General features: G+C 44.2%; 10 protein-coding genes, 1 rRNA gene and 1 pseudogene. 1 reads left to right on the forward strand and 11 read right to left on the reverse strand.

All coding sequences use genetic code 11. The features are described from left to right. Positions 1–2 precede the first annotated feature (2 nt). Positions 3–224: a cation transporter gene (locus tag NE473_RS25470; RefSeq protein WP_055652067.1), complete on the reverse strand. Its 222-nt coding sequence runs from the start codon at positions 222–224 to the stop codon at positions 3–5. A 152-nt stretch (positions 225–376) separates the two neighbouring features. On the opposite strand from NE473_RS25470, the gene NE473_RS25475 reads away from it, so the two are divergent. Then, on the forward strand, positions 377–1,819 hold the full coding sequence (locus NE473_RS25475) for a helix-turn-helix domain-containing protein (protein WP_172682306.1): 1,443 nt from the start codon (positions 377–379) through the stop codon (positions 1,817–1,819). Position 1,820: 1 nt separating this feature from the next. Here NE473_RS25475 and NE473_RS25480 read toward each other — a convergent pair whose 3' ends face one another. From NE473_RS25480 to NE473_RS25525, 10 genes and pseudogenes are all read right to left on the reverse strand, one after another. Beyond that, positions 1,821–4,379, reverse strand: a complete 2,559-nt coding sequence (locus tag NE473_RS25480) for a beta-galactosidase (RefSeq protein ID WP_055652069.1) — start codon at positions 4,377–4,379, stop codon at positions 1,821–1,823. Between the two features lie 8 nt (positions 4,380–4,387). Then, positions 4,388–5,212 carry a carbohydrate ABC transporter permease gene (locus NE473_RS25485; RefSeq protein WP_022032413.1) on the reverse strand — a complete coding sequence of 275 codons (825 nt, stop codon included), beginning with the start codon at positions 5,210–5,212 and terminating at the stop codon, positions 4,388–4,390. Positions 5,213–5,226: 14 nt separating this feature from the next. Further along, positions 5,227–6,114, reverse strand: coding sequence for a carbohydrate ABC transporter permease (locus NE473_RS25490; RefSeq protein WP_055652070.1), 888 nt, complete (start codon positions 6,112–6,114; stop codon positions 5,227–5,229). 18 nt (positions 6,115–6,132) lie between these two features. Beyond that, positions 6,133–7,461 (reverse strand): ABC transporter substrate-binding protein, encoded by a 1,329-nt coding sequence (locus tag NE473_RS25495; protein WP_055652071.1) that lies wholly within the window; start codon positions 7,459–7,461, stop codon positions 6,133–6,135. A gap of 193 nt (positions 7,462–7,654) precedes the next feature. Beyond that, positions 7,655–8,377, reverse strand: coding sequence for a response regulator transcription factor (locus NE473_RS25500; protein WP_022032416.1), 723 nt, complete (start codon positions 8,375–8,377; stop codon positions 7,655–7,657). Positions 8,378–8,388: 11 nt separating this feature from the next. After that, on the reverse strand, positions 8,389–9,831 hold the full coding sequence (locus NE473_RS25505; RefSeq protein ID WP_022032417.1) for a sensor histidine kinase: 1,443 nt from the start codon (positions 9,829–9,831) through the stop codon (positions 8,389–8,391). A gap of 175 nt (positions 9,832–10,006) precedes the next feature. Next, positions 10,007–11,257, reverse strand: coding sequence for an EAL domain-containing protein (locus tag NE473_RS25510; protein WP_242866253.1), 1,251 nt, complete (start codon positions 11,255–11,257; stop codon positions 10,007–10,009). Between the two features lie 275 nt (positions 11,258–11,532). Then, positions 11,533–12,405: pseudogene (locus NE473_RS33220) on the reverse strand (tyrosine-type recombinase/integrase). Positions 12,406–12,750: 345 nt separating this feature from the next. After that, positions 12,751–13,164, reverse strand: coding sequence for a DUF3788 domain-containing protein (locus NE473_RS25520; RefSeq protein WP_055652072.1), 414 nt, complete (start codon positions 13,162–13,164; stop codon positions 12,751–12,753). 303 nt (positions 13,165–13,467) lie between these two features. Next, a 23S ribosomal RNA gene (locus NE473_RS25525) occupies positions 13,468–13,579 on the reverse strand; the annotation flags it as partial.

The raw sequence follows: 13,579 nt of genomic DNA on the forward strand, positions 1-13,579 counted from the left end.
AATTAAATCTTCTTAACGGTTACATCCGGTTCTATTTTCTTTATCAGCTTTACGGCTTCTTCCGCAATCTCCTGGAACCGTTCATTGGCTGCCTCCAGAACCATCTTCTGGCTCAGGAAGTTGACCTCCACATTTGTAACTCCGCTTATCTTCTTAACAGCGCCCTCAATCTTCGCAGCACAGTGTGCACAGTCTAAATCTAACAGCTTAAATGTTTTCTTCATAAGGAATATCCCCTTTCAATTTTTGTTTTATATGAATAATTGTTCATATGTTCATTTGTATTCTATAATAGATCAAACGATTCGTCAATGGATAGAGCCATTTTCTGTCCGTTTGGATCAAAATGCTGTCTTCTTGGAGCCATTTGATTTTTTTGCTGAATCTTGATTTGTATGGCTCTCCAATTTGTCCATTCGGGCTCTATTCAGGTCTTTTGGGAGCGTACAGAAGAAAGATTATCTGGTTTATTTTAAACTTTGGTCCACAGGGGTATACTTCGGATATGGCGGCCAACTTCGGGGCGAAGCTCATTTCTCTGCTGGTTCCACTGCTGGCTCCGGTCGGCCTTGGCTTCTGGCAGATTGTCGTGGCGCTGATCGCGGGTATTTCCGCAAAAGAGGTGATGGTTTCCAGCTTTATTGTCCTCTTCGGAATCCAGGGGACGAAGACCGCCGGAGAAATGGCTGCACTGAACGGCCAGCTGTCTTTCATAAGCTTCGGACCGCTGAACGCGTTCTGCATGATGCTTCACCGGAATCTGACGTTTTTCATTTCGAAGCAGAATATTTCTTCCAACTGTGTTACAATAGCGGTAAACAGACGAGGAGGCTTTTCGATGGATGAACTAACAAAACCGCGCTATCAGATCTATTATAATCAAAAGCCGCTGTCCCCGCAGGTTTTCTCCGATCTGCATGTCCAGTATCAGTATGGGAACCGCGAAAATCCCGGAAGTATGGATGTATTTACCATATTTCCGGGAATCGAACTGATCTATAATGACTTTTCCATGGTTTACTGTGACAGCAGCCTGAAGACAGAGAGCGAACTGCTTGAGATAAATTACTGCTACCAGGGCCGCGAAGAATGCCAGTGGCTCTGCGGCGATTACCTTTACCTGGGCGAGGGCGATTTATGTATTACCCGCATGGAGGATGGCACCCCCGGCCTCTACTTTCCCACGGGCCGTTACTTAGGGATCACGATTGTGCTGGATCTGGGGATTCTAAAAGACCATAAGCCCCCGCTTCTGGACAATGAAAAACTGCGGCTGCAGGAATTCGGCGACAGATTCTGCCCCGGCAGTCACTTCCTTGCAATCCGTGCCAACCGGCAGATCGATCATATATTCGGCGAACTGTATCAGATTCCTCAGGAGTTCCGCCATGATTATTATAAGATCAAGGTTCTGGAACTCCTCCTGTTCCTGAGCATGATCGATCCGGAACAGGAACGCGCCCTGGACCGTGTCACCAAGAATCAGATCGACATTATCCGGCAGGTACAGCGCCGGATCACGCAGAACCTCCAGGAAAATATAACGATCGATCAGCTGGCAAAGGAATTCTGCATCAGCCCAACCTCCTTGAAAAGCAACTTCAAGCAGGTCTGCAGCACGACCATCAAGGACTACTTAAGAAGGGAGCGCATGGAGCGGGCCTCCGCCCTGCTTCTGACCACCGGCAGCACCGTGGCCGATATCGCGGCTTCCCTGGGCTATACGAATCAGAGTAAGTTTTCCGCCGCGTTCAAGGCAGTCCATGGGCTGACCCCGGTGGAGTATCGCAGGAAGTGCCGGCATGAGCGGAAGGATTGATTCATGCATCACACACAGAGCTATAATAGCAGACTTTTACCTCCTCAAGCTCCGGTTCATTTCCAATTGTCTGGCACCAGATAACCGGTTTCTCTGCTCCCAGCCATTCCTCGCTGATATATGCAGTATCCCGGCTTCCTCCTTTTACATCCGGAAATGAACCGTTTGGAAGGACCAGTCTGCTGATTACTCTGTGATTGTTTACAATCGTCAGTTTTATATCCTTTCCCTGGAAAAACAGTTTCATTTCCTTCCCGTCTTTTCTTTCCAGCGGCAGAGTCATCACATAATTTTTTCCCTTCCGGAACTTTATGGGATACGTCGTTTGAACCGCCTGCAAGGGCATCTTAAACGTTTCCACCGGCAGCATACCGTACTCACAGTCCGTCTGTGCATTTCCTGCAATTAATGTAACGTTTCCTACCCGGTCGGTGGAAAATTTACGTTCTGTTCTCAGACACACCTCAATCCGGTCATTTTTTGCATAGCGGCTGATATCGACGACAGGATCATCCTTCAGCACATCTGCCTCTAAATGCCCATTTACGTAAACATGAATGATGCAGTCCGCCCTGGAAAAATGAAGATACAGTGAATCCGCATTATCTGGCACAGTAATCCATTTGCTGTAGACGCCTCTGACAGGACTTACCGCCCTGCTGTAGGAATCAATTCCCATTATGGTATTATAATTGGAGTGACGGAAAAAGTACCATTCGCCCACCGGCTGTTCATCCAGATCAAACAGCCAGTTATCGCTGATATCCTCTCTGCCATTGATACGAACAATTTTCCCAATCCCCTTCAGAGAATTCATTCTCAGAGACTTACAGCGTATATCATCGAAGTTGCTGTGTCCCCAAATTTCCGTATATATCTGGTAAATTCCAGGCTGTAACTGACGAAATATGCTGTCTCCTCTCCCATAGATCACATCTGTCTGCTCCCCGTCCCGGCATATGGTAATAATATCTGCCGCTTCCTGGAAAAGGAATTCTCCGCCCTTTTCTACCGAAAAACGGTAACAGCCGATTCCTCTGTACTGTGGGATCTTCTCCATTGGCTGTACTGGCGTTTTCTCAAATTTAATTGCCGGTAATACTGCATCAGCTATGGACAGATGGGATATCACCCGTTCCTCCGCCTGCTCCTCCAGCTTCCCCTTCATATCAGGCAGACCGGGAATCGGCATCACAGCAATCTCCTTCGGCGATCCGACAATCAGGTTAAAAGACTCATCCTGATACCCGCCGTTTACTGTCTTTATTTCTCCGTCCATATCAAGTACTGCAATAAAGTCCCCATAGCCGTACATTACTGTTGTAGTACGGTCCTCTTTTTCCTCAACAAAGCCAATCTCATAACTGCTGTATAAGAGGGTTATCCTCTTTTTGTCTGAAAGCACAACATTGACAGGCAAAAGTCTGGTCTCCAGAGACGCCATTAACAGGGTCAGTTCAAAGTCATGATATTGCAGATGAATGGTATCCTTCCGGCCCAGATTGGACAATTCCAGGAAATCTCCCCGTGTCGTATGAAGCAGGGGAATCACCGCGTTTACCGGCTGGCTGGATTGAATCACCATACCTTCCGCCTTCATTGGAACCGACTCCGCAAACTCAGTCGGGAATGAATTCAGCAGACCGGACAGAAGCCTTGATTCGTAGAACTGATCATTTACCTCTCCGGCAGAGCCAATCATGGAATCAAAATCATAATCAGCAGCCATCAGCGCGATGGGATTCTCACGTGTTCCCCAGTTGGTAATTCCATTATACCACTCCATCGTATTGCCGGCAGTCTGATTATAAGGTCCCAGCAGCTTTGCACCACATGCCAGAAGACGCTTTAAGTAACTGTGCTCCCTGTTTGTCTCTGTGATTAAAAACGGCATATTCCGATCAGACACAGTAGAATAAAGATGAAGTGCTCTCTCCTCCGTCCCCGGAGAGTTAGAATCTGAATACACATTAAACGCGGTATAAAGTCCCGGTGTCAGCCCACCCGCACGCAGTAAATCGTTCTGGCCGCAGCAGTAAAAAAGCGGGATATCAATACGATGGCCCGCTGCCATACTCATGAGCTTCTCCATATAGCTTACAGGGCTCTTGCAGTCAAAAAAATCCAGTTCATTCTCAATCTGCATGCAGAGTACGGTTCCTCCTCTGCTTATCTGAAATGGTTCCAGAACAGGCAAAATATGATCATACCATGTTCCAATCCGCTTCAGAAACTCTTCATCGTCCTGTCTCACAGAAACGCCGTCTGCAGCCAGCCATGCGGGAAGTCCGCCTCCATCCCATTCCGAGCAAATATATGGGCCTGGCCGTGCAATCACAAAAAGCTCATGCATTTTTGCCAGTTCCAAAAAAGCATATACATCACGGTTTCCTGAGAAATCCCATATTCCCGGAGCTGTTTCATGATAGTTCCAGGGGAAATAAACATCAATTGTATTATAGCCGGCCGTCTTAAGAAGTTTCATTCTTTTTGCCCATTTTTCTCTTGGGATTCTAAAATAGAACAGGGAAGACGCCAGCAAAATATTAGACAGTTTCATTGTATTCTTTATCCTTTCAGTCCGCTGTGTACCATACCGTTTGTGATTTGTTTTTCAAATATAAGATACGTAATGATAATCGGGATCAGGGCGCATACCGTTCCCGCCATAATAACAGTATACTGCATCGTATGTTCCGACTGGAAAAAGGTAAGTCCCAGCTGAATCGTGTACTTTTCCTTTGTATTTAAATAGATTAACGGCGCCGTATAGTCATTCCAGACCTGCACAAATGTAAAAATAATCAGTGTAGAGAGCGCCGGCTTCGCCAGCGGGAGCATCACCTTCGAAAATATGTACCCCTCTCCGGCCCCATCAATTCTGGCTGCTTCCATAAGTTCTCTGGGTACTGTGAGAAAAAACTGTCTCAGAAGGAAAATACCGAAAGCACTGGCCAGCTGCCCCAGAATCAGGGCTGCGTGAGTATCTGTCAGTCCCAGTCTGCTGATGATCTGATACTGTGGAATCATAATTGTATGCCACGGCACCATCATAGTTGCCAGGTAAAGTGAAAATAAAATATTCTTTCCCCTAAATTCAATAGATGAGAATGCATAGGCCGCCATTGCGCTGATAATCACCTGACCCGCTGTGGCAAATACTGCTACCACTACCGTATTTTTATAATAAAGAAGAAATGGTTCTTCCACCCAGACCTGCGTATAATTCGATAAGTTGACCGGATCAGGTATCCACTCAACAGGCACCGTAAACACTTGGGTATCAAATTTAAATGACGTTGAAACCATCCACAAAAAAGGAAATATCATCGTAAGAGACAGGGCACTCATAAGCACATAAAAAGGCACCTGCCATTTTTTAGATTGTATCATATCCGTTCTCCTCCCTAATCATAGTGAACCCAGTGTTTCTGCATCAGGAATTGAACCGCCGTTACCGCCAGGATCAAGGCAAAAAGGAAATACGCGATGGAAGACGCATACCCCATATTCATCCTCTTAAATCCCTCATAGTAAATCCGGTACGACAACACATTGGTACTCATACCGGGGCCCCCCTCGGTCATTACATTCACCAGGTCAAATACCTGAAATGAATTAATTGTCACCAGAACCATATTCAAAAAAATACTTGGCGTTATCATGGGAAGTGTGATTTTAAAATATCTTTTGAGACTACTTGCTCCGTCGAGAGCGGCAGATTCGTACAGACTATCGGGTATATTCTGCAGCCCAGCCAGGAAAATCAACATGTAATATCCGCACGATTTCCATACAGAGACAATAACCACTGCAAATAACGCCCATTTTGTTGATGCAAGCCACTGCGGCGGATTGGCTGCTCCTATTTGCTGTAAAATCGTATTTAAAGGGCCGCCCGCCGGATTAAAAATCATTTTCCAAATAACGGCTACAGAGACCATGGAAGAAATATAGGGCAGAAAAAACAATGTTCGAAACAGCTTTCTAAACTTCGTAAGCTGATTTAAAAGAGATGCAAGTATCAGGGAAATGAGCATGGTCATCGTGGAAAACAGCACTGCATAGATGATGTTATTTTTAATAGACACTTTAAAATAACGATCAGAAAACAACTTGGCGTAATTGCCAAAACCGATAAAATCATAGGTTTTCGAGAGTCCGGTATAGTTTGTCAAACTATACCAGAATCCCAAAATAATCGGCAGAAACATAAACAATGTAAAAACAATCAGGCTCGGCAGGACAAACATCCAGCCTGTCCATTCCCTCTTTCGCCGGCTGCTCTGCATCATAAAACGCACGCTCCCCTCTTAAGAATTCAATTCCGCTCTGCGTTCTTCAAAATTCTTTACCGCTTCATCAAGGGTCTGTTCTCCAATCAGGTACAGCTCCAGTTCCTCCACATAAAGGTTGGTGATATCACTGTATCCAGGTATAAACAAAGTTTCTGAAACCTTGCTGATATCCAGCATATTGCCCGCTCCGTCCACACCGATCGATTCTTCAAAGGCATACACAACATCATCGTCAATGTAAGCAGGAATTGCGCCGTAAGAAGCCGTGATCAGAGCAGCCTCTTTGCCAGCCATAAACTGAACAAAGTCAAAGGCGGCTTCCTGCTTCTCCGAGGCAGCATTAATTCCGACAAAGGTACTTACGCCTCCTATCGTGAGCTTCTCCCCCTCCTTATCAACCTGTGGAATCATGGCAATTCCCAATTCAAAGGTATCCTTAAGCTGCGGGTTCTTCTTAAGCATTGCCAGCGCGTCACTGATGGACCATTCACCGCCGGGATACATGTAGCAGTTACCGGTAGTAAAGAAATTAATTCCATCGGTTCCGCTGCTTCTCATATCAGTAAAACTCATATGGGAATTGTCGATATTATAATATTGGTTCAGCCGTTCCATCCAAATTTTTAAAGGAGTGAGATCATCGTCCGCCAGATTCGATCCCTTCTGGAGCACTTCATAAGTACAGCTGTTCCAATCCGGAATATAGCTTCCATAAATTTTATCTTTCCCCTCACCTTCAGTCAGTTCCATAGCAAGCTTTCCGTATTCATCCCATGTAAGATTATCCGGATAAGCAATTCCTTTTTCGTCAAACATTTTCTTATTATAGAACAGGCCATAGGAAGAGGACCGATAGGGAAGCACATAGAATTTACCATCATACTTTGTTTCAGCAAAACCGGTGCCGTATATTCCCAGATCCAACCCACTGTCTTTGATATTCTGGGAAATATCGACCAGATTTCCTGTTGATGCCAAATCACTGGCCATCGATCCCGAACGAAGGTTAAATATATCGATATCATTTTTCCCTGCCAGCATCGTGAACAGCTTATCTTCATAGTCATTGCTGTTTACCTGCGTCATCTTCACTTCTGCTACTGTACTCTGTGCATTGTAAGCATCCACAATATCCTGAAGATAATCGCCCTCGCTCCATGCGTAGTAGTTCAGTTGAACCTTACCAGAACTGTCTCCTCCTGAAACTGTGTCTGACTGAGCTTCAGACTGAGTTTTCTCCTGTGTTCCTGCCGGTGTGCCCTCCGGTGTTTTTCCTGCGCAGCCGGCCAGTGCTGCGGCCGCCATAAGTGCTGTAAAAGTCATTGGTATCATACGTTTTGTCATGTTACTTTTCCTCCCTCTCCTTTTTGATTTCCAATTAGTTTTCCAGGGTGCTAACCACCTTCCCTGCGATAAAGCGATTATAAGTGATTTTTAACAACTCTTACAAGCTGGTCTTTTCTCTGCAAATCCTTATAACGAAAAAACGATTAGATTTTCTAATCGTTTTCCGTCATTATGCATAACCCTCTCATTTCTATTCCAATGGCTGATTCTTCTGAGCCTGCCTTTCCTTCACTTTTTCCATATAGTAAAAAAAGCCGCTGGAATCCGCCTTCTGCAATACATCCTCAATCGATTTGCACTTCATTTTTTGAAGAATATTCCGTATATGGGTCTTCATCGTCGCCGTACCGATATAACGCTGTTTACAAACATCCTTCTGAGACAATCCCTCATGCAGCGCACTCAATATATCCCGCTCGGTATCCGTGAGCAGCTGAATCAGATAAAGATTGTAGATGAGACTTTCCTCCTGATCTTTAATCCTCTTAAATTCTGTCCTGATCTTTCTTGCAACCTTTGGCTTCATCACGGACCGGTCATAATAGGCATCCCTGACACACTGAATCATGTTCGCGCTGGTAGCCGTCTTCTGAACGTAATCGCAGGCACCGGCCTGGAAAGCCGCATAAACCATTGCATCCTCTTCATAAACCGTCAATATGATTATCTTTATCTCCGGAAGTTCAGATAAAATCTGCTGCGTGGCTGTAATTCCCGCATACCTGCTTTCCATTTCTATATCCATAAGGATAACATCCGGCCTGGTAACTGCACTCTTTAATACAGCCTCATATCCATTATGTGCGACAGATACCACATTCATATCTGGCGTGTGTTCAAAGATATCCTGATATCTGTGGCAAAGGGACGGAATATCATCTACAATCATCACTTTTATCTCTTTATCTTCCATATATCCTCCATCTATTCTACAATCGGAAGATAAACTGAAAAAACAGCTCCTCCATCAGTAGAATTCTCCGCTTCTATTTTCCCATTGTGACTCTGAATAATCCGTTTAACAAAGGAAAGACCGATTCCCCAATTATGCTTTGTCGATTTGGTTGAAATAAATGGTTCAAATAAATTATCCATAACAGACGGGCTGATTCCCGGCCCTGAATCTTTGAATTCGATTTTTATCTGCCTGTCATAAAGCGTCGTAGTCACAGTAATCGTTCGTTCTCCTACCAGCTGATCTTTCATTGCATCAACTGCATTGAGAATCAAATTCTGGAAGACCTCATCCATGTAATGGGCATCGCAAAACACTTTCACTTCTTTATTCTCAGCAGTATCAATCAGCTTAATTTTATTTTCTGCAAACAATTCTTTATTCTTTTTAAGCGTATCCGCCAGAATCATCAAAATATTGTTTAAGGACTGATTTAATACAATACGGTTTGCATTCTGCTGGAGCAGATCTAATCGTTCGTAAACCTCCAGGCAACTATTACGAATCGTTTCCAGACCTTCCCGGTGTTCTTCCGGAGCTTTCATCACCCATTCCGCCTCCGACAAAATGCCCAGCATTTCATTTTTAATATAGTGGCTGAATACCCTGGTGGATATTTCTGAAGAAGCAGCAATGGTTGAGAATACATAATCTTTCTCCCTGAGTTTTCTCGCCGCACGGTCATATCGGTAAGAACTCAACAGAAGAAACAATAAAAAAAGAATCACAAGATAGGGAATCATTTTCATAAAACGTATATAGGGAGGCATATCCAAAGATTTATAAGCGGTATAGTTAAGTGCTCTGGACATCCACAAAAAAGAATCCGGTAAAGAAAAATACATATAAAAATAGAGAATACAGATTCCCGCATTCATTGTAGTCAGCGACCACTTCATAACTCTTAAATCCTTTATCGGTTCTTTTCTGACAGCATTCCTGACCATATACACAAACGACATTAATATAGTTAAAAAATTACCGCTTACCGTTATCCTGTGAAAAACCTGATATACACGTCGAAAAACTATCGGATCCGGAAAAAAGCCAAGGCCTCCATAATAGAAAAACCGGACAGAAAAAGGACTATACAGAATAACCTGAGCCAGCCAGAAAATTACCAGTCCCATTCGCAGTCTCCGCTGCTGCCTTGGCCAGTCAATCTGTGACAGCGTATAATTACAGATTAAAAACAGCAGACTGCTCATATTCATTCCACATACCAGAACCGATTTACTGATATCTATGTAAATTAATTTTCCAAATAACTCTTTACTGATATTAAAATATTGAAATATCGTATTATTAAAGTAATTATCCTTCGCCATATAAATCATGGAGAACAGAGTTACACAGATGAAAGAAAATAACATTCCAAACACAAGAAATATTTTGGTTCTGCTTTTGTCCATCGCTTATCCCCCGTTTCTCCTATATTCTGTTTATTATAGCACAGAACTGAAACAGCGGCTACGTTGATAAATCCTCATACGACTGTAAAGTTTATCCAACCAACTTTTACAATTTATTACCAGTCTTAATGGTTTTCTCGAGCTGCTATCCGATTTTTCAGCCGCTTAAAGTCGATCATTCCTCAGTCCTGTATATGTACTTCCTCTCATACTCCTCCAGCGGCATCGGCTTCGCGTAATAATACCCCTGAACATAGTCACAGCCGATAGCTGCGAGGAAATTCCTCTGCTCCTGCGTCTCTACGCCTTCCACAATTACCGGTATCCCCAGATTCCCGGCCATCCGGATCACAGATGTGAGTATAATTTCCCCCTTTCCGGCCAGTATGTCTCCGGAAAGGAAATTCATGTCCACCTTAAGAACATCTACATCGATATCCTTCAGCATGTTTAAAGAGGAGAAGCCGCTGCCGAAATCATCCATCATAGTCACAAAACCGACGCGCCGCAGCATACGGATGGCAGCCATGATCTGATCTGAATCGGAGGCATAAGCACTTTCCGTTATTTCCAGATTCAGCAGCGAAACCGGAACGCGGTATTTCTTCGTCACTTTCAGCAGTATATCGACCAGTTTCGGATCAAGGAGCGTTATCCTTGAAAGATTTATGGTAATGGGATTTAGTTTTATTCCATCACTGCACCATTTACCAATAATCCGGCACACATGTTCCGCCATGTAGTAATCCAGGCGGACGATGAAACCACTTTTCTCGAACAGCGGAATAAAGGTTCCAGGCGGGATCAGGCCGGCTTTGGGGTGATTCCAGCGCACCAGCGCCTCGGCGCCATAGTCCGTATCTGTGGCAAGATCGAATTTCGGCTGGAAATAAATAATAAACTGTTCCTGTTCCAGGGCCTGCCGCATATCATGCATGATCTCAGACACTTCGATTTCCCTTCCGTTCTCTCCTTTGTCATAAACTCCCAGGCAGGAGGCAAACATACATTCATTCATGATACGGATCACTTCCAGACCGCTTCTGAAGCTGGCGCTTCCTCTGCTGTTTCTTATAATTCCCTGTATGCTTGCATTCTGTCTGGAATATATCGTGACGGTAAATACATTTTCTCCGGTTTTCAGGCGGTTTCGAACAGGGCAAAACTTCACCATTCGCCCAAACTTTTCAGGATGCGTAATTTTTTTCGTTCTTCTTTTTGTTTTTACCGGATCCATTTTTACCAGGTGACGGCATTCTCCGTTTTCGGCCGGAACCCCTTCACTGTCCAGAATTTCTTCGATCAGAAACAGCATGTGATCAAGCCCATGGAAGCAGACCGGTTTTTCCTCGTAGAAAGACTGCAGCCAACCGCTTATCGTCTGATTTTTGCAGTTTTCAATGATAATGATCAATACCGCTCTCATATGATTTCCTTCTCTCATTCGTATGAGCCGCCGGATACCACGGAATAACTATTCTGTGGTATCCGGAAGCCTTATTTAAAGTAAATAAATGAAACTCTGTTTATTTTACAACAAAAGACAGGGGGAGTCAATGTACATATCCATGGTTTTACCCACAATAAACAGACCGGAGAGAACTCTGTTTCTTGCCGGTCTGCTTGTGTAGCAGGATAGAATCCATTTTTATGAACTACGGAAGAAAAATGGAAGATATGGTAAGGGGTCTCTGTGTTTTTTCAGACAGCGGATACCACAGAATAGTTATTCTGTGGTTATTTTGTCTAAACCGATCCTCATCCGGTTCATGACTTTTTCATACTGTCTCGTGCTTGCCGCCACATAGATGCGCGTAGTCTCGATCGATGAATGACCCAGAATATCTGCAAGGTGGGCCAGATTCTTTTCAATGGAGTAGAAGGTCTTTGCAAACAGATGTCTGAAATTATGGGGAAACACTTTTGACGGATCTACTCTGGCTTCCTCACACAGCCGCTTCAGGGAGTGGCAGATATTGCTCCGGTCCAGATCTCTGCCGCTTCTCGTGCGGAAGATACAGCCGCTTTTTATTTTTTCGTTTCTGATAAATTCCTTCAGCTTTTTAATCAGGTTTTTCGGAAAGATAATCAGCCTGCATTTCCCCTTCATATAGATCTCTGTTTTTCCCTGGCAGACTGCCTCCACGGTAACGTATGGCAGCTCACTGATCCTGATTCCGGTGCTGTAGATACCATCATGAGATAATAGAGCTGTGATTTTCCCATTCTCCCTGCGCTGTCCAAAAGTCTTCGGTAATCCTGTTCCGTCAGTTCCCGCTCTTCATCGATATAGGCCTTTTTCTGTACCTTCAGGAATTTCACCTTACACATATCCATATTCATAAATTCCAGATAGGAGTGAATGGCCGAAAGCTTACCATTGACAGTCCCCGCTTTGTACTGGCTGCTGAGATAACGCCGGTACTGTAAGATCGCCGCCTTACTGATCTCGGCTTTATCCATATAAGCAAGCAGCTGTTCCACTTCATGCAAATACTTACGTATGGTGGCATCGGCTTTTTCCTCGTTCTTCAGATAATCCTCATATCGTTTGATATTCCTTGCATTTTCCATGACAGGCCTCCATTTTTCCAGTCAGACGTTTATAAGTGATTGTATGGCAAAGACACCTGACGCCGGAATGGCGGACTGTGCCTTTAGCAGCCTTTTTAGTTTCCTTATTATCAGAAAAAACTATGCATCAGTTTAGGAACCTTTATGAAATGTTGCCTTCCGGCTCTGTCCAAAAGAAGTATTTTCAGTATGAAAAGCCGGTATTGAAGTGATGCGTTCAATACCGGCTTAATATTCCTGATACGTAATAGTTAAGACTCTGATATGTATTCCCAATCATTATAATGGATACATAAGTAAAACTCAAATCACCTCGTTCGCCTCAACCAGAGACTTCTGAAGCATTTAGCGCGAACACTTCACAGCCAGCAGTTTCTGTATATCATCAAACTGCTCCCTGCATGTAACACGATAGTGGATCCAGCCACCGTCACCGCAGGGATACTTCGTATCGATATACTCCCGTGCATAGGGCTGCAGCTGGCCATAGACAGACTGAAACTGCTTGTCAGACAATCGGATCATCACTGTAAAACTGTTATTTTCAGCGAAGAGATTGCACATCAGTTTCTGTTTCAGCTTGTGAGCGATTCCCCAGCCGTACTGGCTGCCATATGGAAAGACTATTTTCTGTTCAGTTCCAAATGTTCTGGATAACCATTCGTTCAGTGAGGTAAATAACCCGCCGTTTTCACCGCAATACGCGGTCATAACAGCAATTGTTGGTACTTCCTTCTTATTCAGCATCCGTTCGTACATAGTGGCCTCCATCTGTTCTCATTATTGACCTGATTGTACCATATATCCTGCGTGCCAACAACTCCTTAATTACAGAATGAGAGAAAATCCGGGCGTCATACAGGCCGTTTATCCGGAGGCCAGCCTTTTCTCAAGCTCCTTGACCTGCAATCCCGTTTCATGCATAACAAAAAGGCGGGAATCATAACAAAAAGGCGGGAATCCATCAACCAGGATTTCCGCCTTTTTTGAACATATACCCTCAAAACCACACATTGTACATATCTTTTCATCCGTTCTTATTTCCTCTTTTCCTAAACCAACTTGGTTAAGCCCTCGACCTATTAGTGACAGTCAGCTCCATACGTTACCGCACTTCCACCTCTGCCCTATCTACCTCGTCGTCTTCAAGGGGTCTTACTCTTGCGATGGGATA

Source organism: Hungatella sp. SL.1.14 (assembly GCF_024460495.1).
In the GTDB taxonomy this organism is placed as follows: Bacteria; Bacillota; Clostridia; order Lachnospirales; family Lachnospiraceae; genus Hungatella; species Hungatella hathewayi.